This window comes from Paenibacillus luteus, assembly GCF_006542765.1.
Classification (GTDB): domain Bacteria; phylum Bacillota; class Bacilli; order Paenibacillales; family Paenibacillaceae; genus Pristimantibacillus; species Pristimantibacillus luteus.
This window is the reverse complement of the sequence record NZ_SKCD01000002.1, coordinates 1-25,651: the sequence shown is the minus strand read 5'-3', so window position 1 is coordinate 25,651 and position 25,651 is coordinate 1. Positions and strand designations below refer to the sequence as shown.

The window sequence follows — 25,651 nt, the reverse complement described above, 5'->3', positions numbered from 1 at the left end:
GAATAGGCGGTTATCACATGACGGTTTCTTTTCGTTTCATTCATGCGGCAGACCTGCATCTGGATAGTCCGTTCCGCGGCCTAGCGAAGGCACCGGAGCAGGTGCGGGCGACATTAGGCGATTCGACCTTTGCCGCGCTGCGACAATTGACGAAGGCAGCGATCCATGAGCAGGTGGATTTTATCGTGCTTGCGGGTGATTTGTTTGACGAGGCAGACCGTTCCTTGCGGGCACAGCTTATGCTAGCAAGAGAGTGGGAGAAGCTTCATGAGCATGGCATTGCCATATACGTCATTCACGGAAACCATGATCCGCTGAGCGGTAAGCGGGCAGCCCTGCAGCTGCCGCCTAATGTGCATGTATTTGGAGCAGAGCAGATGGAATATCGGCCGGCTTATCGCAAGAGCGGTGAGCTGGCTGCTTTTGTTTACGGCAGATCGTACGGTACGCGCATCATGACAGAAAATATAGCGGCTGCTTATCGCATCGAGCCAGAAGCTCCTTTCCATATCGCGCTGCTGCATGGCAATGTTGATGGAGACGCTTCCCATGATCCTTATGCACCTTGTTCGCTGAGCGAGTTGACAGGGAGCAACGGATTTGATTATTGGGCGCTTGGACATATTCACCATCGAAGAGTGCTTCATGAATATCCACATGTGGTTTATGCAGGCAATGTACAAGGCCGAAATCCACGGGAAACGGGAGCTAAAGGCTGCTTTCTGGTTGAGGTGTCGACTGCTAAAGCGGTAAAAATGACTTTTTTGCCGCTTGACTCGGTCCGCTGGCTTGAAATTAGTCATTCGATCGCCGAGGCTAGCACGGAGCAAGAGCTTTTGCAGCAGCTAGAGTCGTTAATGGATGAGCATTTGCTGGAGTCAGCCGGGCGTTCTATCATGCTGCGCGTGAATCTGGTTGGCCGCGGAGTGCTGCACCAGAAATTGTCGGAACCGCTTATTATGCGGACGCTGCTGGAGCAGCTGCAAGAAAGGCAGTCTTTTGCCACAGGCGAGACATGGATTCATCTATATAGCATGGAAGCTGCTACAGGTGCTGAGCTGGATTGGGAAGAGCTGGAAGCGGAGGACAGCTTTGCAGGCGAGCTTTATCGCTTAAGCGCATTATTGGAAGCGGACCAAACGTTATGGCATGATTTTGCGAAGGATGCCGTGAGTAGCATGGCTGGTCATGCGAAGCTGGGTCGCTTGCTGCGGGACAAATGGGACGAGCTTCCGGAGCGCTGGCTAGAACAGGCAAGAGAGCTGACGCTGGGAGCTATTTATGGCGGCAATGAGAGGGATGGAACATAGAAGGAATGTGGTTGGCTGACTAAAGGGACGAGCTTCCTGAGCGCTGGCTGGAATAGGCGAGAGTGCTGACGCTTGGAGCCAAGAACGGCAGTTATAGAGCTATGGATAATGTTAGGGCTTGCGGCTGTGGGCGGTAGTCGTGAGCCCTTTAGGAGATGAAGAATAGCGTGAAGCTTGTGAAGGCTGAAATTAACGGATATGGGCAGTTGAATGCGCGGCAGATTCCGCTGAATGCGCCTGTTGTTATCGTATATGGACCTAACGAAGCAGGCAAGAGCACGATGTTTGGTTTTATACGCACCATGCTGTTTGGGTTCGCGAGACGAGGGCAGCCACTTGAGCGGCAGGAGCCGGTGAACGGCGGCAAGCATGGGGGCCGATTGTTCTTTAGCAATGCGGAGAATGAGCTCTTCGTACTGGAACGCTATGCCTCAGATCATGCCGGTAAGCTTAAGCTGCGCGGGTTGGGGGAAGAGCTTGGCATTGGAGAGGGCCAAACGGACCGAGCCACACAAGAGACAAATAGCGAAGCAGATGCGCGATATGCAGAGGGGACATTGCTATTGCAAACGGATTGGGAGCGTCTGTTCCTTGGCGGCGTTACCGAAAGGCTTTATCGCCAACTATTTGCAATTACCCTATCTGAGCTGCAAGAGGTTGGAGCGCTGTCAGGCGATGAGCTGGGCCGGTACTTGTATCAAGCCGGCTGGGATAATGGCAAAACGATCGCTGCAGCTGAAAAACGTCTTCTTCAGGAGATGGAATCACTCTTTAAGCCTCGAGGTTCGCTGCAACCGATGAACCAGCAGCTCAAATCGTTAGAGCAGCTTGAAGCAACTCTACGTAAGCGGGAAGATTCGATTGGGATCTACAATGAGCTGACAGCTCAGACCACGAAGCTAGAGGCTTCGATTGTTCGTATGGAATCGGAGCTTCCAGAGAAAGCGGCTCGACATCGTTTAATGAGTAAAGCCTGCTCAGCTCGGCCCTTATGGATGAGGAAACAAAAGCTGCTTGTGGAGCGGGAGTCAGTCGCTTATGCAGGGAAAATCTCTGAGGCGACTGAGAGAAGCTGGTCGGAGCTGCTCAGGCAGCGAGCGGAGCGGCGCGAGGAATGGGAGAAGCATAGGCAAAAAGGGATGCTGATCGAGCTTCAGCTTGAGGCGATTAGCTACGACGAAGAGCTGATCCGGCTAGGAACTGAAACGGAGGCTTTGCTGCAAGCCTCGGACAGCATGCGCAAGCTGGAGCAGGATCGCGCCGAGCTTGCGTCAGAACTGCGAGAGCATGATGAAATGATCGCTCGTTTAGTAAGCAGCATTGCGCCGGAGTGGACGGAGCGGCAGCTGCGGGAGCTGCAAGTGACCGTGGCGGACCGTGATTTGGTACGGAATGAACGGCAGCAGGCGCTGGAGCTGTCGCGGTCGGAGGAGCGGATCGCGGCTGAACTGGAGACGCTGAGCCAGCAGGAGCTGGAAGCGTCGCTAGCTTTGGAGGAGGCGAGGTCAGCCGCCGAACGTGAGCAGGCTCGCCGCGAGAAGAGTGGCGGCGAGGGGTTTGAGGTGCTTCCAGGCACGCGGGAAGCGCTGAAGGGGGCGTGGAACGCCCTGGATCTTGCGCTCCGCGAGTGGGAGCTCGAGCGGGTGCGTGCAGCCGGCAGCGCTGGCGAGGCGGCGGAAACCAGGCAGCCAGCGGGCGGAAGCGGAGCTGGCATGCTGTGGGCAGCTGCCGCTGGAGCCGGGGGAGCGGCGCTGGCGCTTGCAGTCGGGGCTGGCGAGGTCAGCCTCGCTGTTCTTGTGCTTGCTGGAGCGGCTATCTTGCTTGCGGCTGCTGCCCTAGTTCGCGGCCGCAGCGGAGCTGCGTCTGGCAGGGAACTCGCGGGGCAGCAGCACGGCAGAGGACAAGGGCGCGGAAGCCGCAGCACAGCTGCAAATGCAGGCAATTCGAGTGCGGCAACACTTGAATCGCGCGAAGAACGTGTGATGAAAGCACTGGAGGTAATAGTGCGGGAGCCCAGAGAAGCCGCTGCCGCACTACTCGCAGCGAAACATTATCGCTCGCCCGAGCACATGCTCGCGGCTGAGCAGGCACGCGTACAGCTGCGCGCCGCAGTTGAAACCACTCTCGAGGCGCTGCTAACGAGCGAGCGCCTCCTCGACCATTGCAGCGAGCTCGCCCAGCGCCTCGACCGGCTGCGCGCGCATGCTGCAGGCCGCCGCGAGGCTGCCGCCGCTGCTGCACAAACCAAACAAGCAGCTGCCCGGCAATGGGCCGGCTGGCTGGCAGTCCGCTCGCTTCCGGCGGATATGTCTCCGACCGCCGTTCTCGAAGCATTCGAGCTGGCCGAGCAAGCTTTACAGCGGCTGCAGCAATATGACCGGCTGTCGGCGAAGCACGCCGCCGCAGGCAGTACGCTGGCCGCGTTCGCTAAGCAGGCGGCCGAGCTGTGCGAGCATTTCGAAGAAGCTGCCGCTCAGCACGCTGCAGACCCCGCGCTTGCCTTGCGGCTGCTGCATGCCGAGATTCGCCGCCATGCTGCTGCCAAACAGGACGCGCTCGGCATCATCGCGCGCCGTGAAGAACTGCATATGGCGAAGCATGCCGCCGATCTCCGTTTGCAGGAGCTGGATGCGGAGATTGCTGCGCAGCTTGCTGCCGCTGGCCTGGCGGGCGAAGCTGAATATACGCTGGCGCTAGAGCATCGCCGTACCCTTCAGTTCATTCATTTAGAGCTCTCGAAGGCAGAGCTGGAGATTGCTGCCGGACTTTCCGAAGAGAGGCTAAGGGAATTGGAGCTGCTGTTCGAAGGCTATGATGAAGAGCAATTGCAAGCCATGCAGTCATCTTCTTTGACAGAGCTTGAGGAGCTGGAGAGGGAGAAACGGGAAGCGCTAGAGAAGATGGGACGGTTTCGGCAATCCATGGAGCATTTGCTGCAGGAAGCGGAGCAGCAGAGACTGCTAGCTGAGAAAGAAATGACTTTGGCTCAATTGGAGTCATCCGCAGAACGCTACGCGGTTCTCTCGGTCAGTGCGGCACTGATTAGCCGAACGAAACGAATTTATGAAGAAGAGCGGCAGCCCGTTGTGCTTCGCAACGCCTCGCGGTTTATCGAGAAGCTGACGGAAGGAAAATACATACGAGTATTGACGGTACCAGGAGAATCGGGAATTAAGCTAGAAACGTCGGATAGGCGTTTGATTGACAGCGAGGTTCTGAGCAGGGGCACAGCGGAGCAGGTCTATTTGGCCATGCGCTTCGCGTTGGCAGAGGAAGCTTCGCATGGAGCCAAGCTACCCCTTATGCTGGATGATGTGTTTGTTAACTTTGACAAAGACCGCCTGCATGCCGTGGCCAAGCTTCTGGAAGAGCTATCTTGTGAACGTCAGATCATCGTTATGACCTGCCATGAGCATGTCCGGGATGCCTTGCAGCATCATTGTGCGGAAGCAGTGCTTGTGCAATTGTAATGATGGCAGTAGCAGAGGCTTAGATCTAGCTGGATGCTACCCGCTTGCGTATGATCAATATGAGCCAGCCGAAGCTGATTAATCCGAAAATCGGATAGAGAGTAGATAACAGCATGCCGAAGCCGATTTGGCTGGCGACATAACAAATGGCAAGAATGAGCAGAACAATTAAGCTGCGCGCCCATTTCAGCCGCTCGTGCAGTTGAAGAGTCAGCCCGTAAATATCAGCGATAAGCGTTGTGAAAATTTCTGCGAAAATAATAAAAATATAAATGAACTGCACGCTTGGGCCAAGCTGGCGGGCGATGCCGCCCATCGGAATGGCAAACTGCTGGATGCCGGGCATATGTACGGAAAGAGCGACATGTCCCGCCAGCAGCATAAATCCGATGCCAATTCCGCCGACCCAGGAGCCGGCAATGATGACTTTGCGATCATTAATTTCTGCGCCAAGCGGGACAAGTACGGCTTGTGACATGGACAGGTTGAAGGCGGTGTAAAGGAACGGTGAAGCCCATGCCGCCCATATCGAGTGGTCACTGGATAAGGTGAGAAACTTATCAGCGCCGGGCGTTCTAAAGGTATCGATCACAATAAGCACCGTAAACAAGAGCATGATAGGGACTACAATAGCGTTTACCGTCAGGATGGCATTCATCCCTTTACGCAGCAAGAAATAACAGGCCGCTATCGTAATAAGCAATCCGGATTGATAGGAAATGTTCCAATGCTCATAAAAGATCGTGCCCGCACCTGCTAGCATAACAGCTGTTACGCCGAGCAAAACGACCAGCATAAAGTGGCTGATGAGCCTTCCATAAGTGTCTCCGAATAAGGCTTTATTCAGATCCTCATAGGATTTTGCCTTGATTTCGCTTGCAATGAGCATCATCTTTGTTCCTAACCAGATAAACAACACGGTAGAGAGTGCAATGGTAATGGTTCCCCAATAGCCAAACCGGGTAAAGAATTGTAAAATTTCCTGACCGGTGGCAAAACCAGCTCCTACGATAGTGCCCATGTAGGTTGAAGCGATTTGCAGCACCTTTCCGATACGTTTCCACATTGTCTACCGTCCTCCGTTCGATGACCCTCTATAATTAGAAGGTATGTCCTATCGGGGACAGGCATGACTTTTTTCAAAATTTTATCAGTCATCGTTGTCAGCTGAAGGAGCACTTAACATGTCCATGCTTTTGACCATTGCTGTTTTTATTGCAGCATTAGCCATTATCTTAATTAAACCAAAAGGAGTAAATGAGGCTTTTGTCGCATTGGCTGGAGCGGGCTTGTTATTCGCAGCACAGCTTCTTAAGCCGGGGGATGCGGCGTATATTTGGAGTTTTGTGTGGAATGCCACATTTTCGTTAATTGGCATTATGATTTTCACTGCTTTGCTTGATTATAACGGCTTCTTTCGCTGGGCTGCGCTGCATATCGTTCATCGCTTCCATAACCGCCAACTGGTTTTATTTATCGGGTTATCGCTTTTGGCTGCCTTGATTACCGTGTTTTTCAATAACGATGGAACCATTCTAATTATGGTCCCGATCGTACTTGAAATCACGGCATTGCTTAAGCTCTCCAGAAGCGGAAGGCTCATTTTCCTATTGGGAATAGGCTTCATGGCAGATACGGCAAGTGCGCCTTTAATGATGAGCAATTTGACCAATATACTAACGGCTGATTTTTTCGATCTTTCTTTTGGGCAATATGCTTCCCGTATGGTCTGGCCTGGTTTAATTGGAATCGCAGCTACCATTGCTGTCACTGTGGCTTACTTTGGGCGCTCCATCTTAAGCGAGAGGAAAAGGGCGCTTGCACCGCATTTGTTCCCACAGCCAGCATCTGCAATCCAAAATAGGCATTTGTTTTATTTGTCCTGGCTTAACATTGTATTGATGATGATTGGTTATTTGGGTTCGGAGAGATTGGGAATTCCGGTAGCCGCTGTCGCGCTTGGCTGCGCGATGCTGCAATGGGGGGCTTCGGCTGCAGTGGGAAAGGCGCCTATAAAAGAAACGATTGCACGGGCACCTTGGCTAATCATTGTGTTTGCTTTATCGATGAACTTAATTGTATACAGCTTGCATATTCATGGCGCAACGGCATGGCTGCCAGAAATACTAAGGCCAATAGCGAGCAGTAATGATTTTATGGGGATCTTCGGATCAGGGATATTGTTTGCCTTGCTTGCAGCCGCAATTAATAACCTGCCTGCCGTGCTCATCTCATCACTCGCAATCGTTCAGGTGAATGGCCCGGATTATTTGCCGTTTGCTAGCTTGCTTGGTACCTCAATTGGAGCGAAGCTCACGCCGATCGGCTCTCTTGCCACTTTGCTATGGATACAGCTTGTTCGGCAAGGAGGCGTCTCTATTGGTTGGCGTGAATATACAAAATATGGGTTGCTGCTTACATTTCCAATATTGCTGCTCGCGCTTCTTGCCTTATGGCTGCTGGATTGGTCCTGATTTAGGAATTGGCGGTAAGCAGCTTTATGGATACGATTTGATTATGTACGGGGTCCAAGTCGAGCTTTAGTAGTGCTTTTTTGGCTTCATAAGTTAACAGATAGGTGGTTTGCTTGTTTGGCTTGCCCAGTAACTTTAACGCATCTTCTTGGTTATCGCCGATATGTAGTCCGTTTAATCCGGTCGAGATGAGCTTTCCGTAAACTTCCACGAATTGAACTTTTTTCGCTGGGTTGATGCCTACGGCAAAGCCGTCGTACTCCAAGACGTTAATAGTTTCTGTTTCTTCATCAAGCTTATAGGTGTCTTGAGGCTTGCCGTAGAGCTTGGTCACGGATGATTCATTATCGCCAATGGCTATGCCGTGAAGCAAAGGGGCATTGGCAGACCAGGCAGCATCCTCACTTTCGGTTTTAACCGTAGCTTTGGTATCCTCTTTCTTCCGAACTGTCGACGTCTCAGCATTTGTGTCATTCGTCGTATCTGCATGGTTGAGATACGGCTCTTCTATAGGGAGCTCATTGCCTTCTTGTTCCGAATACGTTTTTTGTGGACTATCAGGTTCTTTGATTTTCTCCGTTTGGACAGGAAGCGTACTGCCCGTATACGTAGCTGGCGGAGTTGATACTGCACTTTGGCAGCCGGCTAGGAGGACGACAAGCGCAGATGCTGCTGCAAGCATTGCTGCTTTATTGGTATCTTTTCTAGTTGGAATCATGCACTGCACTCCTTTCTGTATAAAACATTAATCGGATTTATAATAGCATTTGATGAGTGTTAGATAAGTTAGCTATTATGCTTAAGAATCTATATTTAATTAGACGTGTAGAGGTGGAAAAAGTTGCTCGTTTTTTCCGTAGATTTGAAATTATTCCTTAGAAATACTCCCTTTTTGTTTAGTTTTTGGCTGAAGCTTCAGAGAGGGTTGCACATTTCGCCTGACCTATGGTACGTTAACGAAAAGGATTTTGGTGGAGGTAATGAAAGATGGAAAGCTTAAAACAACGTATTTTAGCAGAATCATCCGTATTGTCGAGTAATGTGCTGCGGATGGATGCTTTGATCAACCACCAGGTCGACCCTGCACTCACAATGGAGATGGGGCAAGAATTCGCAAGGCGCTTCGCTGAGGAGCATATTACGAAGGTGATTACAGTCGAATCCTCTGGTATCCCTGCGGCGTACGCAACGGCGTATACGCTTGGTGTTCCGCTTGTATTTGCACGTCGCAAAAAAACGCTGATCGCCGATCCTGACGCTTATGTGGAGAGAGTGCCTTCCTTTACCAAAGGGATGGTTACCGACATTATGGTATCAAAGCAGTTTCTAACCGCTGAAGATCGGGTACTCTTTATTGATGACATTATCGCCAACGGCGATGCCGCACGCGGATTGATCAAAATTATTCAACGCTCCGGAGCTACCTTAATCGGTCTTGGCGTCGTTGTCGAGAAGTCGTTTCAAGCCGGCGGAAGAACATTGCGGGAACAGGGCATCCGGGTGGAGCCGCTCGTTCGAATTTCATCGCTTGATAACGGTGAAATAAAGTTTGAGTAGAATGTTCCAGTACAATTGCTCTTTTCGCATCCGGCATTATCGCTTATAATGATACAGAAGTGATCGAGGGGAGGCACAAATTATGGGGGAAATGTCTGCAGAGTTTATGTATGCGAAGCTTACTGACGCGAAAGTCCACTTTGAGCGTGCACTAGATTGTAAACATACGGAATTTGATGATTTGTATCCTTATATGATTGAGCATCCGCAGTTTTTCTGGTACAAGCGCTATGTCGCGTGGTCGGAGCTGCTAACTATTGTGAAGCTGTGTGACGAGTTGTCCATTGAATGGAAAGAACAATTCACGGACCGCCAGGGCGATTATATCGGAAAGCGCGTGATGTCATCGCGCGTTCTGGATGAATGGTATGAAACGAATGATGCAAAAGAGCATGCGGGTTAATTGAGCGAGCAGGTAGTCTCAATGGAGCATCATTAATCATGATAGTTGGAGGAACCTCAATGCGTTGCGAGAGCAGGCATTGGGGTTTTTACATAACAACAGGAGGAATGGAATTGATTAGCGAAGAGCAGTTGGACAAGTTCCGCGTTAGCGGCGAGACCATTCGGGTGGTTAGGGACGGGATGGAAGTTAATGATGTTCATGGCATCGTCGTTGCTTGGGATGAAAGCTCCGTCGTCATTCGCCGTCCGAATCGTAGGGTTGTTAAATTAAGCCGAATCTATAGTTACGCTCCTGTATCAGAGGAAAGAGTAAACCCTCTCGAGGATACCGAACCGAATCATTCCTAAATCCGAAGCCTCCTTCACTTATTTGTGAACGGTGGCTTTTTTTGATCACACGGAATTTCATTGTGTGGCGTGGTGCGTCATTCGGGAGAATGACGCGCAGCTTCCCTAGTCCTTTGTTTATTTAAGCGGTGGAAAGGGTATAAGTATATCAAGTAAAGCATTTTGTGAAGGAGGAATGAGCATGACAGAAATCAATCATGTGGTGGATAAAGACGGTGAGCTGAAGCTCGGGAAAATCGATCAGGCACTCGACAAAATGGACGAGGGGAAAAAAGACGAGATCCTGCAAAATTTTCAGGAATTTAAAGGTTATCTTGCCAAGCGGATCGAGCTGGCTGAAAATATCGGTTTAAATGAGGAGCAGCTTGCGCTTATTGCACAGAAGGTTGCGGGTTATCTAGCGGAAAATGAAGAGCCGCGCAATAGCGAAGAAAAGCTGCTGCAGGAGCTTTGGAAGGTTGGGAACGAGCAGGAGCAGCATAAGCTGTCTCATCTGCTTGTAAAGCTAGCTCAGGCTTAATTGGATAGATGCAGATGAGAAGAACCCTTGGTTTCCTTCATGGAAATCAGGGGTTCTTCTTCATTCGGATTATTTCCACAAAGAGCGCATTGGCCCGTCAAAGCCATATACCGGATCGGTCTCGGGAATCGGAACTTGGCTGATCTCCTCTAACGCCAGCGGAAGCTCACTCTCCTTGCCGCGTCTAAGGTTATAATCCATGCCATCCGGATATGCGCCGACGATCTGGAAGTCCTGACTGGCGCTGAGCCGTCTATGTCCTGTACCAGCAGGAAGCAAAATAATATCTCCGGCATGGAGCTCGATCGCCTTTCCCAGTTCACCGCCAACTTGAATGGTGGAGGAACCGCTTTTTACGCCAAGCACCTCATGAGAGTTGCTGTGATAGTGATGAAAATCGTACACACCGTTGGTCCAGCTGTTTCTCCAATTGTGGTAGTTAAACAAAGCTTCCATTTGACTAGGCTTGTCTTTAGCAGCACCTAGATAAAGGAGTACCGGTAGCTGGTGGTTATTCGGAATAATTCCATCATCGTCAAATCTAAAGGTAATGACAGTTGAATTCATAACAACAGCACCTCTCATAAGCATGTTTTTTAAATGTACATAAACGATTTGGCTGCTTATGAAACTATTTTCTAATATTAGTATTAGATAAGTTGCACTAAAATTTCTCGTTGTGGTCGCTGCGCGAGTAAATCATTCTATGGGGTCGTTGTTGCACCCAGATTCTTAGAATGACTAAGACATGTAAAGGTAAGAATCCGGCTACTAAGGCGAACACTTCATTTCTCCAGATCGATCTTCTCGCTTCGCATATCCTTCATTTCTTTCGTTCAACTTATCTATGTCTCCAAAACACAGCCATATCCAGTTGATTTGGGGCCGCTGGACTAGATTAGATCTATTTTTTAGACCTATTTCATCGATTTTGGCTATTTTCACCAGATTAGATCTAAAAATTAGATCTATTTCTCCATAACCCAGCCATATCCAGTTGATTTGGGTCCACTGGACTAGATTAGATCTATTTTTTAGACCTATTTCATTGATTTTGGCTATTTTCACCAGATTAGATCTAAAAATTAGATCTATTTCTCCATAACCCAGCCATATCCAGTTGATTTGGGGTCGCTGGGCTAGATTAGATCTATTTTTAGACCTATCTCATCTATCACATCTATTTCATCCGTTTCATCCGTTTTTGCTATTTCTGTTGAATTTTCGTGACAAGTGATGACCATGGAAAACGAACAGCAGATTAACTGGAACTGGAAAACGGCTGAGATAACAGAAAAGCTGCCGGATATATGAACGCGATCAAACGATTTACTTACATGCTGTGAAGCTAATGCAGTGACCGAAATTGCGGAGATGATTTGTAAAAACCCTGTAACGGTGAGAACTTCCAACCAATTTTATAAATATAAGGGTTGGATGGCTTCATGATGATGTCTCTACAGGCACTCCTGAACAGTTGACTCCCGAGCAGACGATGATATCGAAACTTCCACATAAAGTTGTGCTTCCCGACAAGCACAATTGGACGCTGCTCTGGCTACGGCTTATGTCAAGCGTGATTTTGAACGAAGCTGCACCATCACGAGTATGGCCAAATGGCTTCACCGATCGGATCTCTGGTTTACCAGACCGATGTATAAGCTCGAAGCTGCCGATGAGGGAAAGCAAACGAAGTTTGTGCGCGAACGGTTACCTCACTTGAAAAAAGAGTAATGAACGTCGAAATCCACCAATTGCAGTTTGAAGACGGGAGTACGAACCACGATTATTTATGGAGGAAATTCCAAATTATAAATGGACTATCATTGACCGACTGTGCTTCCGTATGGAATCTTCCTTCCAGAAGCTCATTGAGTCTAAAATCATTAGTTGAACTTATATAGATGGTAAAATATACGGAATATTACTTCGCTGAATTGTAGGATCGTTTGTGATCTTGGGGATCCGAAGGGAGTGACATCCATTGTTATCATCATCGTATTTAGTGTAGCAGTGATTGATGGTAATTTGAAAATAACGGTTAAATTTATACTGGACAAACTTCCAAATGCTTTTTAAAATAGTTTAACTCATCAAGGGCTTAATTCCACTATGGAATTGGGCTCTTTTTTTCGTAAGTATAGTTGATTGCCGGTTCAAAGGGCTTGAGAAGTAGATTGAGTTTTTGAAACGCCTAGAATATTTAATATCGTCTCATGGTGAACGATTGGTCGGTCGGGTTATGCTGATGAGAGCTATTCCGTTATTTTTTGTTTAACCATGAAATTTATGAATCCAGGAGGATTATGATGATGAGAAATGAAAGCATACCAGCAAGTATTGCGAAGGCAACCTCAAGGAATCCTTTGATTACAACGATATTTACCGCTGATCCATCTGCCCATGTTTGGAAAGATGGAAAGGTTTATATTTATGCATCTCATGATATGGATCCAGCCAGAGGCTGTGATTATATGGACAGATATCATGTGTTCTCCTCTGAAGACATGGTCAACTGGGTCGATGAAGGTGAAATTCTTCGCTCGGAGGATGTGTCGTGGGGCAGACCGGAGGGCGGTTTTATGTGGGCGCCTGATTGTGCTTATAAGAATGGGATCTATTATTTCTATTATCCGCATCCGAGCGGATCGAATTGGAACGACACTTGGAAAATTGGTGTGGCGACCAGTCAGAAACCAGCCAGCGGCTTTACTGATCAGGGCTATGTCCCGGGACTTGGCGGCTTTGCTCTCATTGATCCTTGCGTGTTCGTAGATGAAGATGATCGTGCTTATATGTATTATGGGGGCGGCAGCAGATGCGAGGGCGGCGAGTTGAATGATGATATGGTATCGATTAACGGAGAAATGCGGGAAATTGTGGGGCTTGAAGACTTTCATGAGGCGGCATGGGTTTTTAAGAGAGAAGGATTGTACTATCTTACGTATGCGGATAATTTGGAAGGGAATAACCGGATGAGATACGCTACGAGCGAGCATCCGCTTGGTCCTTGGACGTACCGTGGTATCTTTCTGGAGCCGACTGGCTGTTCAACCACTCACGGCTCTGTGGCTCAGTTCAAGGGGCAATGGTATCTGTTCTATCATAATCAGGACATTTCCGGCGAAGGAAATTTAAGAAGCATTTGTATCGATTATTTGTATTTCAATGAGGATGGAACAATCCGCACCGTCGTTCAGACCAAGGAGGGCGTTCATCCTGTCGGAGCGGCACTCTCGCCCGAATTAAATTCACATAACTATCCGGCTGCAGCTTGCAGCGTGGGCGGTGGGGCGAAGCTCGACACGAATGAGCACGGTACGCATATCGTAGCAGGCTTGCACACCGAAGGCTCCTATTGCGAGTTTGAATGGATTGACGGCGGACAAGGAGGCCGAGCTGCCATTCATATTAAGTATGCAACAGAAGAGCGTCTAGCTAAGCTAAATTTGAAGGTAAACGGTGAGGATCACTCCTTCATTAATGCATTATCTACTGGAAGCGCGCAGGACAATATTGGAAATGCCAGTATCACCGTTGTGTTAAAGCCTGGGAAGGACAATCGCATTCGTTTTACAGGTGGTCATGGCGAACTGAATGTGGAGAGTATAATCGTCATTCCGTTTGCTGATTAACCTCGATAAAAATTCAAATAGCCCTTCAACGAACTTGGTTGAGGGGCTGTTTAATATTTAATTTCAAAATAAAAAATATGCAATAAGATTGTAAATATAGAAAGAGATGTCGTGACCGTAGCAATATGTTCTAAAGTTTCAACTTTAGCAAGGCATAGTCTCTTACGGATATTGGAAAGGAATGTCAATAAAGTGCATAAAAAATTGCTAATATACTAAATAGATTTTAGCCTTCGGTATTCGATAGAATAGTAGCATATTAAAGAAAGGGGATTATATATGTTCAATTAAATGTAAACGCTTTATAAGAGTTGTGGTTGATTTGTACTACTTAGCATAATGAAAAGGAGACAAAATGATGAAGAAGAAACGGTTGCTGTCACTTGTACTGGCTTTGGCTGTCATGATGGAGCTCTTGATCACTCTCCCGAAACCGCAAGCGGCTAATGCCGCATTCACATCTAGTGACTTCCTGAAAACAGATGGGAAATTTATTAAGAAAAATTCCGGTACGGGGGATATTGTGAATCTCCGCGGCACGAATTTGGGTGGCTGGCTAAGTTTTGAGGACTGGATGTCTCCAACAGGTGAGTTTGCATTTGATCGAACGGGATGGATCGCAACTTCATCAGTCAACAGCACTAGCGCAGGAAATGCGATCGACGGTGACAATACGACAAGTTGGAATACTGGTGTCGGTCAAACAAGCGGGCAATGGTTTCAGGTGAATATGGGCTATGTCGGTTACTTCAACAGAATCTATGTGAATGCGGCAGGCTTCAGTGGTGACTATCCCGTAAGCTATCAGGTACAGGTATCAAGTGATGGTGTAGCCTGGAAGGATGTTGCGAGTGGTACGGGTACTGTGCAAAACACCGTTATTCGGTTCACTCCACAGGTAGGACAATATATCCGAGTTGTTCAAACGGGAACGAATGCTGCTAAGTGGTGGTCAGTCGCCGAATTCAACGTATTTTCTGATCCTACGATGAATAACAGCGGTTTTACGGCAACAGCCTCATCCACCGGCTCAGGATCTTCGACTGCTAATGCGCTAGATGGTGATGTAAACACTCGTTGGACGAGTGGAACGGCACAAGCCTATGGCCAATGGTTCCAGATCGATCTGGGTGCGGGGCAGGATGTTTCCAAGGTGGTCATTGATGCTGGACCTTCATCTGCTGGCGATTATCCACGCGGCTATGAGGTGTTGGGCTCTACAGATGGTGTGAATTGGACAAAGTATGCAAGCGCTTACGGGAGTTCCCGTATTGTCGTTGCGGAATTCTGGTGGTCATCCTATATGCGTTATGTGCGGATCGCACAAACAGGAAGCACTACCAGCTGGTGGTCGATCGCAGATATTTCTCTCTTCTCAAGCAATGCATTAGAGCGGACAGGCTGGACAGTGACGGCGTCTTCAAGCGCTGCTAGCGCGGGACCTAATAATGTGAAGGACGGCAGTGTAAGCTCTCGCTGGACAACAGGTGCAGCACAAGCTAATGGTCAGTGGTTCCAAGTCGATATGGGCGCCAATATTCCATTCAACCAAATCATTCTTGATACAGAGAAAAATTCTACGTCTGAGCAGGACTACCCTCGGGGCTATAACGTTCAAGTATCCAAGGATGGGACGAATTGGTCAACGGTTGCAACTGGCCAAGGCAGACGTAAGGCAACACCAATTAATTTCCCTGCCGTAACTGCACGTTATTTGAAAATAACGCAAACGGGCATCGCCACAAGCTGGTGGACGATCGGGGAAATGAATGTATATCTCAATAACGATGATCTCTCTATGAACTCGGCATACAAACAGCGATTTGGTGCAGCAATGGCTGAAAGTCTCGTTACGACACATCAGGATACATGGATTCAAACGAGTGACCTTGATAACATTGCTGATATGGGGTTGAACTTGATTCGCTTGCCGATTGGCTGGAATGAGCTGTTGAACGATGATGGTACATGGAAATCCAATGCCTGGACCAAAATCGACTGGCTTATTAGTGAAGCAGCTTCCAGAAACCTCTATGTACTGCTTGATTTGCATATTCTGCCTGGTGGCAATTGCCCGTTCGGCAGCTGCGGACGCTTCGGTCCGAACCCTAATGAGTTCTGGACAAATACGACCTATCAGGATTGGGTCGTGGACATCTGGCAGAAGATAGCAACACGTTTCAAGAACAACCCGACTGTTGCTGGCTACGATCTGATGAACGAGCCGTTGATTGACTATGGCGAGGACACGGATGATGTGAACCAGAAATCGGATTATTACGACCGATTGTATGGCGCTGTTCGCGCTATTGACCCTGATCATACGATTTATATCGCTGCGTTCTTCGATTGGGGCAATATAGCTGCACCGAGCACCAAAGGCTGGACCAATGTCATATATGAAGTGCATCCTTATGATATGCCGAACGGAAAAGATTGGAATGCGCAAAACGCATTGGTTGAGGATAAGCTCCAATCGATGGCGTCCAAGCAGCAAGAGTGGGATATTCCTGTGCTGCTTGGTGAATATTCGCTCTATCATTATGATGATGTATGGTCCAAATGGATGGGCGGGCTTAATGCGATTCATGCCTCATGGACGAATTGGACCTACAAGGTCAAAGGTGATATGAATGAAGGTGTTGGCGGATACTGGGGCTTATACAACAGCAACTCAGCTCCAATTCCAGTAATTAACAATGATACTGCATCGACGATAACTGCTAAGCTTCAACAGTTCGGAACGAGTAATTTTCAACCAAACACCAGCTTTATCAATACGGTCAAGAAGTTTGCGAAGGGCGAGCCTTGGATGGCGACCGTTCCTCTTGCTCAAACGGGCTGGACGGCAACTGCTTCATCTTCCGAATCAGGCAGCTCGGCTTCGAACGCGCTCGATTGGAACACAGCGACTCGTTGGAGCAGCGGTACTGCGCAATCAAGCGGTCAATGGTTCCAAGTGAATATGGGTGCAAAGAAAGTATTTGATCAGATTTCATTCGAAACAAAGTCTACCGATAAGTGGGATTATCCGAGAGGCTATCAGGTTCAGGTCTCTAACAACGGAACCACTTGGACGACAGTGAAGAGCGGTCAAGGCTTCGGATGGAAGCAAGCGATTACCTTCGCACCGCAATATGCTCAATATGTGCGCGTCGTACAAACTGGCAGCGGACCGGATTGGTGGTCGATCGCCGAGTTTCATGTGTATTCCGAACCGATGCTGAATAAAAATGGTTGGACGGCAACGGCATCCTCATCTGATGCAACGGGTAATGTACCAGCAAGAGCGATTGATGGAAGTCATGCTACATGGTGGGCTAGCGGCGTATCACAGGCAAGTGGTCAATATTATCAAGTGGATTTCGGTAAGAACGAGACGTTCAATCGCGTATTAATCGATGCGGATCCGAATTCGACTGATTATCCGAGAGGATACCAGATTCAAGTTTCAACGAACGGCACAGCTTGGTTAACGGTTGCGAGCGGCACCGGCAGCAGCGCTGCGGTTCTTGTTACTTTCGCACCGCAAACTGCTCGTTACCTCAAGGTCGTTCAAACAGGCACAGCATCCAACTGGTGGTCGGTTTCTGAACTGAACGTGTACGGTGAACTTGAGAAGAGCAGAACGGGCTGGACAGCTGCTGCATCTTCGACCGAAGCAGGTAGCTCAGCAGCGAACGTACTGGATGGCAACACAACGAACCGTTGGAGCAGCGGGGCAGCTCAAGCAAGTGGTCAATCGTTCACAGTTGACATGGGCTCCAATCAATGGATTAATCATATTGTTATGGATTCAGGAGCGAGCACAAGTGACTATGCAAGAGAATTTACTGTGGAGATGTCCTACGACAATACCAATTGGAGGACAGTAGGCAATGGTGAAGGGACAGGAGCTGTCGTTACCTCTAATTTCCCATTAACGGAAGGCCGTTATATCAAGGTTACATTGAAGCAAAGCTCTGGTAGCTGGTGGTCGATTTCGGAATTCAAGGTATATGAATAAGATTCAATAAACGTTATTTCAGTTTCGAAAAGCCATCCCGTTTAGACATAACGCTGTCTCCGGGGTGGCATTTCCATTATAGGAGGCTGCCATGAAATTATTAAATACGGATTATCTACTGCGTAAATGTATATCCATCGCTCTCTTAAGCTGCATCTTTGTATCAATGGCATCGGTAATGCCGACGCGTGTTTCAGCTGCGCCTCTTCCATATCAAGATCCCGCCATTTCGGTTAATGCAAGAGTTGCGGACTTATTATCGCGGATGACACTGGACGAGAAAGTGGGGCAAATGCTCCAAGTAGAGCGATTATCCGCGACTACAACGCAGGTGAAGGATCAGTTAATCGGCTCCGTACTTAGCGGAGGCGGATCAAATCCGACACCGAATACACCAACTGCATGGGCGGATACCATCGATGCGTTCCAGTATGCTGCGATGCAAACCCGTCTACAGATTCCAATCATATACGGTGTGGACGCGGTTCATGGTCATAATAACGTCTATGGGGCTACGATTTTCCCGCATAACGTAGGGCTTGGCGCTACTAGGGACAGTGATCTGGTGAAGAGAATTGGCGCTGCAACTGCAAAGGAAGTAAGGACAACAGGCATTCAGTGGAACTTCTCTCCGTGCTTGTGCGCACCGCAGGATATGAGATGGGGAAGGACGTATGAAGGCTTCTCGGAGAATGCTTCATTAGTTAGTCAATTGGGCGTCGCCTATACACAAGGGTTACAGGGGCTTGCGACAGACAGCGGGTTTCTGAAAGGGACGAAGGTAGCTGGCAGTATTAAGCATTGGGTTGGAGACGGCTCGACGACGAATGGCGATGATCAGGGCAATGTTACCTTGAGCGAGCAGGAGCTGGATCCATACATTCAGCCATATCGTGAAGCGATTGATGCAGGTGCGAGAACGGTTATGATCTCCCTTACTACGTGGAATAATATAAAGGCTCATACGGATTATCATATGATTACGGAGATGCTGAAGCAAGGTCTTGGTTTTACAGGCATGGTCGTATCGGATTGGAATGGCACTTATTCGCTAGTCAACCAAGGCTACTATTCGAATTATTCCGATGCGCTCAAAGCTACCGTCAATGCGGGCATTGATATGTTCATGGAGCCGGATAGTTGGCAGTCGTTTATCCCAACGCTCAAAAACTTAGTCAACACCGGACAAGTTACACAAGCTAGAATTGACGATGCTGTAAGTCGGATTTTGCGAGTTAAGTTCGAGACAGGGATCTTTGAGGCTCCCTATACGGATAGAAGCTTAATCAACAGCGGTACGTTCGGTGGTTTAGAGCATCGTGCGATTGCCCGTGAGGCTGTCCGCAAATCAGCGACTTTGCTCAAGAACGAAGCTCATATTTTGCCATTATCCAAAGCTTCAAAGGTATTCGTAGCTGGTACCAAAGCTAACAATATCGGCTATCAATCCGGCGGCTGGACGATTACTTGGCAAGGCTCCCCAGGAAACATAACACCGGGAACAACTATTCTTCAGGGCATTCAAAGCGCTGTTACGAATTCATCCAATGTAACGTATTCTGCATCAGGTACAGGTGCTGCTGGGAATGATGTAGCTGTTGTTGTCATTGGTGAGTATCCTTCTGCTGAGATGGTCGGTGATGTTGGTCCAGGGCAGCCTCGAGCAGATCTGGAACTCAGTACGGAGGATATTACATTGCTTAATAATGTGAAGAGCTCCGGCGTTCCGATGGTCGTAATCATGCTGTCTGGCAGGCCAATGATCGTGACCAATCAGCTTTCCGATTGGAAGGGATTCATAGCCGGCTGGCTTCCAGGCACGGAAGGAAATGGGCTTGCGGATGTGCTGTTCGGCGATTATGATTTCACAGGCAAACTGCCGTTGACATGGCCTAGAAGCATGTCACAAATTCCGAATAACTCGAATGATTCGAACTATTCACCTTTATTCCCATACGGATTTGGCTTGAGTAGTTCCGCCATGCATACAAAGGATTCATCTGGCGTCATTGAGGCTGAGAACCATAATGCTTCTTTCGGCGTTCAAACAGAAGCCGCGCTTGACAGTAATAGCGGTTTAAATGTCGGTTATATTGATGCGGGAGATTGGATGGATTACAGAGTAAATGTTCCGGTCACTGGCACATACAAAGTACGTCTCAGGGTCGCAAGCCAAACGGGTTCCGCTAATGCGATTCTTCTGAAGAACGGTTCAACAACACTCGCTACCTATTCCGTACCCAGCACAGGCGGATGGCAGACATGGACGACGCTTTCGCAAAATGTCACACTTAGTGCAGGTGTTCAGACGCTTCGCCTGCAAGCTGCTGCAAGCGGTTGGAACTTGAACTGGCTGGAGCTCATTCCTTCAACAGCCTTGACAAGTGGGAATCTGCTTGCAAATTCGGGTTTTGAAACAGGCAGTGCAGCGAATTGGACCTCTTGGAATAATGGAACAAGCGCTCAAAATGTAGATACGGACGCTCCACGCAGCGGTTCTTACAAAATGGTCTATTGGGCTGCTACTGCTTATCAGCAATTAACGAAACAGTCGCTGAGCGTTCCGAATGGCACTTACAAGCTCAGTGGGTGGGCAAGAAGCAGCGGCGGTCAAAAGAAGTTAAATCTGTTCGCCAAACAGACAGGTGCTGTCACGGAGCATTCTGCGATTATCGCCTCTAACGCAAGTGATGGTTGGACAAAGTATACGATCGACAATATCAAAATAACGAACGGCCAAATTGAAATAGGCGTCTGGGCGGATGCGAATGCAAACAATTGGGCTGTATTCGATGATTTTGAACTGGTTCCTGCGAATCTGCTGAGCAATGGCGGTTTTGAATGGGGAAATGCATCCGGGTGGACGGATTGGCATGGCGGACCAGAAGCACAAATTATTGATAAAGATCAAACATTCAATGGCAGCTACAAACTGTCGCATTATGCCTCTTCCGCCTATACACAATTAACGAGCCAGAACATGGCGGTTCCAAATGGAACCTACAAGTACAGTGTATGGGTTCGTTCAAGCGGCGGTTTCAACTCAATTCAACTTGTGGTGAGAGGATATGGAGGAGCGGAGCTGAATACACAGATTACCGGATCAGTAGGCAGTTGGACACAATACTCAATTAATAGTATACCGGTGACTAGCGGGCAGGTTGAAGTTGGAATATGGTCTGATGGAAATGCGGGGAATTGGGCAGCTTTTGATCATTTCGAGCTAACGAAGCAATAATGAATAGTCGATAAAGGTGTGTGAAAAAGTCGCCAGGGTGGCGGCTTTTTTTGTGAGAGAGGAGCCAGCATTGAATAACACTAAATCAATTAGAATCGATAACTAAAAATAGTATTGAAACAGTAATTTTGAAATGTCTAAAATAGTCTATTTTGCAAACAGCAAAAAACTTGTGAAATCAAGGTTTTTGCTGTTTTTTTTCAAGCACAGCCATTTTTGGGCTGTTGCGAGAACGCGAAGAGAATTGATTATAAATTTACCTGCTCCATCACTATCTACTTTATAAATGAAAATGTTGACAAAGTCAGGCTTAAACTGTACCTTATACTTTATAAAGTATTATGTTTACTAAGTGTCCGGATACGGTGTATACATAAATCCTTGAAACGCTTCCTTTACGAATAGGCGGTCTCGATCCGGAGTGGCGGTCATCATGTCGCTGGAACAGCGGTATGCAACAAGGGCCTTATGATTGATTTATCCGATATGGTTAAGGTTTCCGTTGATACAGTGCGGCGTATAGCTGTTGTAGAAGCAGGTGCAACTCTAGGAGATGTAGATACGGAGACGCAGAAATACGGCCTAGCAACCCCAACAGGAACGGTTTCGGAAACAGGCGTTGCGGGACTCGCTTTATGAGGTGGTCTTGGTTACTTAAGAGGCATGTACGGCATAACAAGCGATAATATCATTGCGGCGAGTATTGTCACTGCTGACGGGTAAGCGATTCAGGTGTAGTCTCTTTTTAGTAGGAGCGCGTTTGTCCGGGTTTTTGTTAATGCAAGAAGAGATCAACAAGCTTGTTATTAAGGGTTCAAAGGGAGTGCAACGGTTTGAGACCAACCTACTGTTGGAGACATTCCTAGTATTTTCCTATGCTTGTCAGAGAAACAGATGAAGCAGTGAGTGCCGAAATATATTGTCAGACCTTTTTGAGGAGTGTTCGCATTGCTTTCGGAAAATCGACAAAAGGAAAATCGTAAAATATATTTCCGACCTGAATTTACTCATTGCCCGCATTGTGAGAAAAAGTTACGGCGTGCCGACACCGTTTGGCACAAAAAAATTACGATGTTAAACGGTGTCATTGATGCATGGAGTACGGCCTACACATGCAAAAATATAATTTGCTCTCACAAAGGTATCTTTTACAAATCAGCGGAAGCAGAAATGCTCAACATGAACCAGTCATCCTATGGGTACGATGCGCAAAGCTTCTTAGGAGAGTTGGATTTTAAGCAACATATGCCGGTAAGTGAACTCACGACAGCTGTTCAAGAAGTGGGGATTCAATCAAATGAGCGGGTTCGCCAAGTTCTGCATGAGACGACTGAGCTTAATGGCGGTATTCTGTTGTCTATAGAAGGTGTGCAGCCAGTAAAGGGAAACGAGATGCTCTACGTTATACGTGAAGTATTTACTGGTACAATAATTGCTGCAAAAAGCATGAAAAATGAAACGGTTGCTGAACTCCAAGCTCTCATTCTGTCCGTTATTGAACTAGGTTTCCCCGTTGTAGGTTTAGTGTTCGATGGTCAGTATTGTATTCGCTTGGCCTTTGAAGATTTGCTTCCGGGTTTACCATACCAATACTGCCAATACCACTATATCTCTAAACCAAGAGACTGCGTAGACCGCAAACTAAAAAAACGGCTGAAAAAGAAAATGGGGTTTATACGGGACCTCGAAAGAAAAATCGAACAAGTTGAAATACGCATCAACAATGAACCAGATGAAGCCGACACTTCATCTGGTGAATGGGCTGAAATTAAAACTGCCAAGAGATATATCGCAGCTACAAGGGCATTATTGTTGGATGGTGGTAATCCGCCTTATAACCTTCCCGGTATGCTGATCTATGAACGAGCGCGAGCCATTCAAGCTTCGTTATCTCGATACTTGAATAACAAAGGAGCTACCAATCCTTGAATTTATGATCTGAATTTCAGGGAAAGTAGTTCGGATTTCAAACCATGGCAATTTTAAGTTGAGGAGTGACTAAGATGATAGAAATCAGTAAGAAGGCCCAATCGGTTATCCATCAAATGATCATGGAAAAAGATATTGCTGATCTGTTTCTTCGAGTAGGAGTTGAAGACGGAGGTTGCAGTGGATTATCTTATACGATTAAAATGGATGATTTATTGACGGAGGAAGACGAAATATTGCCGACAGAAACCTTCAACATCGTTTGGGATAAACGAAGCTTCGATTTTTTGGACGGTGTCAAAATTGACTATCAAAACCAAGGCATGACTGGCGGGTTTACAATCGATAATCCTAATGCTAAAGCCACCTGCGGTTGCGGTGCGAGCTTCAGAACTGCGAACTATAAAGGAAGCCGTAAAAAGTGTGACTGATCATAAGTGACTTGGACCGAAGTAGCCAAGCGTTATTAAGCTGCAATCAAATAACAGCACTGACAATTAGGAATAGGGGAGGGGAACAGAATGCCATTTGTCATAACAGATGCTTGTATCCATGAAAAAGCAGCCGATTGTGCAGACGTTTGTCCCGTCGATTGTATTAACTTGAGTTTTTAAAAACGCGATAATTTTAACACTACATCTATTATAAAAAGGTCGAGGCATCACGCCCCGACCTTTCATATTGTAAAATAGGTATTAGCCATGAAATTATCCGAGGCGATTCACTTGCGAATAAACACAATATCATCATTATTCCAAAAGCAAAAGCGTATTTTCCGCCACTGCGATATCGAACGAAAATACGCACTGAATCCCCAAGTTTGAAATCCCATTCATTGATAAAGCAATCAATAGCAGCATCGGTCACTATAAGCTTCATGAATTTTATAGGAAGCTATAATCACCGATACTATAACAAAAAAACACCCATCCAACTGTTAGTTAAAAACAGAAAGATAATGTGCTATACTTTAATGACGAATTATTTAATTATTGCTAAAACGTTGAGTTTATGATGATTTTTAAGAAAAGGATGCGGTCGAGAGGACTCGAACCTCCACGGCTGTTACACCACTAGAACCTGAATCTAGCGCGTCTGCCAATTCCGCCACGACCGCATAAATACTAGGTTTTTCAAGGGTTCAACCGCTTTACTTGAAGAAAGCACACTAAACTATTGATCTCAATTGTTTATACTATATAGTGTTCACTTGGAATTGTAAAGTGGTTTTATGATTTTCATTGGTCATTAAGGAATGATAATTATATTGACTGTTTTAATATTAAAGACCATTCAATTTTGAGTGGTCTATTTTGACTTTTCTAATGAATAGCTCGTTATACAATATAATAGGAACGTAATTCCAAGAAAATATTTACTTACTAGGGGGAGTCCTTAAATGTTCTTTACGAATGATTACTGTACGGACTAGGTGTGACATTTTTGTGTCAGGGCAGTCGTATTTTTTTAATGGACATCAGCCTATTTTCGTCATATCGTTTCTAAACACATTACTTTCCTCAGTGAACAGCTTAAAGGTTTATCCCTCTTTCCATATAGCTAATTAACAAAAGCCACGTATACAGGCGTTTAAGCAACTAAAAAGATACGTAGTGATTATTTCAGCTTTGATACCAAGTGTATTTTATTAAGTTTAGTATTGACAATTGAATAATTTCCTCCGATATCCATTTGAGGAAATCGTCACTATTCCCATAATCAAAAACATGCTTTAAAGTGTTCTTATTGAAGGCGAGGTGATTATTGTTGGAGGAGTATTCTGAAGAGGAATATGATACTGCGAATAACGTAATATTACATGAATTTCTTGCATTTAAAGGTCTAAAGGTTATTAAACACAATAATAACGTGTACACTGTAGAAGGTTTCAAAGAACTTTTGCTGCTTAAAAACGCTTATTTCGATAATGTAGAGCATGATTTTGGATTTGCAATTCAATTCTGTCGTGCATTTTTTAAGATGAGTGATGCTGCTGCTGTATATGAGTTATTAGAGTTTCTTGATTTTAAAAAATAGGCATTACATATTACGATTAGTAAACTGCATACGACTTTAAGCAATAATGACAATTGTTCAGTTAGTATGGTAATAATAACGAGTCTTCATTATCGTTAAACCAAGTTATCGGATGTGTTAAGTTTAATTTGGAGGTGGATAGTTGCAGGATGTTGACTTAGGGGTGAAAAATATTCCAAAAGTTGATTTGCAAAAGTTCCTTGAGTTTAAGGGTTATCAACTTTTAGAAGTAGAAACTGATTTGATGCGAATTAATGAATTAACAAACATACTTATTGGTAAACATTATTTTTATAATGAGAAAACATATGAGTTAGGCTGTCATATTTCTTTTTGCATGAAAATATTACAAATGAGTTATGAGCAAGCAATTAATGATCTACTGGAATTTTACTTCTTTTATCAATGAAAGATATAACAATTGAGCTGCATCCTGCCATTGCTTTTAATTGCAGCTCAATCTGTTTTAATCAAATATAATGAAAAGGGTTTTGTTTTGAGCACTTCCATGATTTCAAGCACTTAAAGAGTTGAAGATCAAAGCAAGTTAATAGTTGATGAATCTGGTAGAAGGGAGTGGGGTTTTTGTGGTAATTGTGTAAATGCTAATCTAAACATGTACAGAAGTGCTTGAATAATAATGTACAACTTTGACGAGATGAAACATACTGGTCTCAAGGGAGAGATGAGTATGTACATCACGTTGAATGTTCAATCCAACA

Annotated in this window: 19 protein-coding genes and 1 tRNA gene; 16 read left to right on the top strand and 4 right to left on the bottom strand. The window is 46.5% G+C overall.

Annotated features, from left to right (window positions below; translation table 11 throughout):
* Positions 1-17: 17 nt before the first annotated feature.
* Positions 18-1,310, top strand: a complete 1,293-nt coding sequence (locus E0496_RS01005) for a metallophosphoesterase family protein (protein WP_141499776.1) — start codon at positions 18-20, stop codon at positions 1,308-1,310.
* A gap of 167 nt (positions 1,311-1,477) precedes the next feature.
* Positions 1,478-4,780: an AAA family ATPase gene (locus E0496_RS01000; RefSeq protein ID WP_161601272.1), complete on the top strand. Its 3,303-nt coding sequence runs from the start codon at positions 1,478-1,480 to the stop codon at positions 4,778-4,780.
* Between the two features lie 25 nt (positions 4,781-4,805).
* Here E0496_RS01000 and E0496_RS00995 read toward each other — a convergent pair whose 3' ends face one another.
* Complete coding sequence (locus tag E0496_RS00995; RefSeq protein ID WP_141499774.1) at positions 4,806-5,846, bottom strand: YkvI family membrane protein; 1,041 nt, start codon at positions 5,844-5,846, stop codon at positions 4,806-4,808.
* 118 nt (positions 5,847-5,964) lie between these two features.
* On the opposite strand from E0496_RS00995, the gene E0496_RS00990 reads away from it, so the two are divergent.
* Entirely contained in the window at positions 5,965-7,254 is a 1,290-nt protein-coding gene (locus E0496_RS00990) for an ArsB/NhaD family transporter (RefSeq protein WP_141499773.1), read from the top strand.
* Between the two features lies 1 nt (position 7,255).
* On the opposite strand, the gene E0496_RS00985 is transcribed toward E0496_RS00990, so the two are convergent.
* Entirely contained in the window at positions 7,256-7,972 is a 717-nt protein-coding gene (locus tag E0496_RS00985) for a hypothetical protein (protein ID WP_141499772.1), read from the bottom strand.
* A gap of 269 nt (positions 7,973-8,241) precedes the next feature.
* Between E0496_RS00985 and E0496_RS00980 the strand changes: the two genes are divergently transcribed.
* From E0496_RS00980 to E0496_RS00965, 4 genes are all read left to right on the top strand, one after another.
* Positions 8,242-8,811 (top strand): xanthine phosphoribosyltransferase, encoded by a 570-nt coding sequence (locus tag E0496_RS00980; protein WP_141499771.1) that lies wholly within the window; start codon positions 8,242-8,244, stop codon positions 8,809-8,811.
* Between the two features lie 82 nt (positions 8,812-8,893).
* Positions 8,894-9,214 (top strand): hypothetical protein, encoded by a 321-nt coding sequence (locus E0496_RS00975; protein ID WP_141499770.1) that lies wholly within the window; start codon positions 8,894-8,896, stop codon positions 9,212-9,214.
* Between the two features lie 113 nt (positions 9,215-9,327).
* A complete protein-coding gene (locus E0496_RS00970) occupies positions 9,328-9,564 on the top strand; it encodes a hypothetical protein (protein WP_141499769.1) in 237 nt (78 codons plus the stop codon).
* Positions 9,565-9,745: 181 nt separating this feature from the next.
* On the top strand, positions 9,746-10,084 hold the full coding sequence (locus E0496_RS00965) for a DUF3243 domain-containing protein (RefSeq protein WP_141499768.1): 339 nt from the start codon (positions 9,746-9,748) through the stop codon (positions 10,082-10,084).
* A 69-nt stretch (positions 10,085-10,153) separates the two neighbouring features.
* On the opposite strand, the gene E0496_RS00960 is transcribed toward E0496_RS00965, so the two are convergent.
* A complete protein-coding gene (locus tag E0496_RS00960) occupies positions 10,154-10,651 on the bottom strand; it encodes a cupin domain-containing protein (protein ID WP_141499767.1) in 498 nt (165 codons plus the stop codon).
* A gap of 975 nt (positions 10,652-11,626) precedes the next feature.
* Between E0496_RS00960 and E0496_RS00955 the strand changes: the two genes are divergently transcribed.
* The 7 genes from E0496_RS00955 to E0496_RS00925 all read left to right on the top strand — a co-directional run bounded on the left by E0496_RS00955 (position 11,627) and on the right by E0496_RS00925 (position 23,323).
* Entirely contained in the window at positions 11,627-11,818 is a 192-nt protein-coding gene (locus tag E0496_RS00955; protein WP_141499766.1) for a winged helix-turn-helix domain-containing protein, read from the top strand.
* A gap of 575 nt (positions 11,819-12,393) precedes the next feature.
* Positions 12,394-13,719, top strand: coding sequence for a family 43 glycosylhydrolase (locus tag E0496_RS00950; RefSeq protein WP_241674489.1), 1,326 nt, complete (start codon positions 12,394-12,396; stop codon positions 13,717-13,719).
* 358 nt (positions 13,720-14,077) lie between these two features.
* Entirely contained in the window at positions 14,078-17,725 is a 3,648-nt protein-coding gene (locus E0496_RS00945) for a discoidin domain-containing protein (RefSeq protein ID WP_161601271.1), read from the top strand.
* Between the two features lie 91 nt (positions 17,726-17,816).
* Complete coding sequence (locus tag E0496_RS36045; RefSeq protein WP_141499763.1) at positions 17,817-20,963, top strand: glycoside hydrolase family 3 N-terminal domain-containing protein; 3,147 nt, start codon at positions 17,817-17,819, stop codon at positions 20,961-20,963.
* A 414-nt stretch (positions 20,964-21,377) separates the two neighbouring features.
* On the top strand, positions 21,378-21,602 hold the full coding sequence (locus E0496_RS00935; RefSeq protein ID WP_206669692.1) for an FAD-binding protein: 225 nt from the start codon (positions 21,378-21,380) through the stop codon (positions 21,600-21,602).
* A 300-nt stretch (positions 21,603-21,902) separates the two neighbouring features.
* Positions 21,903-22,892 carry a transposase gene (locus E0496_RS00930; protein WP_241674487.1) on the top strand — a complete coding sequence of 330 codons (990 nt, stop codon included), beginning with the start codon at positions 21,903-21,905 and terminating at the stop codon, positions 22,890-22,892.
* 74 nt (positions 22,893-22,966) lie between these two features.
* Positions 22,967-23,323 (top strand): HesB/IscA family protein, encoded by a 357-nt coding sequence (locus E0496_RS00925; protein ID WP_141499761.1) that lies wholly within the window; start codon positions 22,967-22,969, stop codon positions 23,321-23,323.
* A gap of 602 nt (positions 23,324-23,925) precedes the next feature.
* On the opposite strand, the gene E0496_RS00915 is transcribed toward E0496_RS00925, so the two are convergent.
* Positions 23,926-24,009: transfer RNA gene (locus E0496_RS00915), tRNA-Leu, on the bottom strand.
* A 647-nt stretch (positions 24,010-24,656) separates the two neighbouring features.
* Between E0496_RS00915 and E0496_RS00910 the strand changes: the two genes are divergently transcribed.
* Together E0496_RS00910 and E0496_RS00905 are read left to right on the top strand one after the other, a co-directional pair.
* A complete protein-coding gene (locus E0496_RS00910) occupies positions 24,657-24,929 on the top strand; it encodes a hypothetical protein (RefSeq protein WP_141499760.1) in 273 nt (90 codons plus the stop codon).
* A gap of 142 nt (positions 24,930-25,071) precedes the next feature.
* On the top strand, positions 25,072-25,338 hold the full coding sequence (locus E0496_RS00905) for a hypothetical protein (protein ID WP_141499759.1): 267 nt from the start codon (positions 25,072-25,074) through the stop codon (positions 25,336-25,338).
* Positions 25,339-25,651 lie beyond the last annotated feature (313 nt).

Bases quoted from the DNA above. Each gene is read 5' to 3' on its own strand.
- E0496_RS01005 (WP_141499776.1), top strand. From the start codon at position 18: ATGACGGTTTCTTTTCGTTTCATTCATGCGGCAGACCTGCATCTGGAT.
- E0496_RS00995 (WP_141499774.1), bottom strand. From the start codon at position 5,846: ATGTGGAAACGTATCGGAAAGGTGCTGCAAATCGCTTCAACCTACATG.
- E0496_RS00990 (WP_141499773.1), top strand. From the start codon at position 5,965: ATGTCCATGCTTTTGACCATTGCTGTTTTTATTGCAGCATTAGCCATT.
- E0496_RS00985 (WP_141499772.1), bottom strand. From the start codon at position 7,972: ATGATTCCAACTAGAAAAGATACCAATAAAGCAGCAATGCTTGCAGCA.
- E0496_RS00980 (WP_141499771.1), top strand. From the start codon at position 8,242: ATGGAAAGCTTAAAACAACGTATTTTAGCAGAATCATCCGTATTGTCG.
- E0496_RS00975 (WP_141499770.1), top strand. From the start codon at position 8,894: ATGGGGGAAATGTCTGCAGAGTTTATGTATGCGAAGCTTACTGACGCG.
- E0496_RS00965 (WP_141499768.1), top strand. From the start codon at position 9,746: ATGACAGAAATCAATCATGTGGTGGATAAAGACGGTGAGCTGAAGCTC.
- E0496_RS00960 (WP_141499767.1), bottom strand. From the start codon at position 10,651: ATGAATTCAACTGTCATTACCTTTAGATTTGACGATGATGGAATTATT.
- E0496_RS00950 (WP_241674489.1), top strand. From the start codon at position 12,394: ATGATGAGAAATGAAAGCATACCAGCAAGTATTGCGAAGGCAACCTCA.
- E0496_RS00945 (WP_161601271.1), top strand. From the start codon at position 14,078: ATGAAGAAGAAACGGTTGCTGTCACTTGTACTGGCTTTGGCTGTCATG.
- E0496_RS36045 (WP_141499763.1), top strand. From the start codon at position 17,817: ATGAAATTATTAAATACGGATTATCTACTGCGTAAATGTATATCCATC.
- E0496_RS00925 (WP_141499761.1), top strand. From the start codon at position 22,967: ATGATAGAAATCAGTAAGAAGGCCCAATCGGTTATCCATCAAATGATC.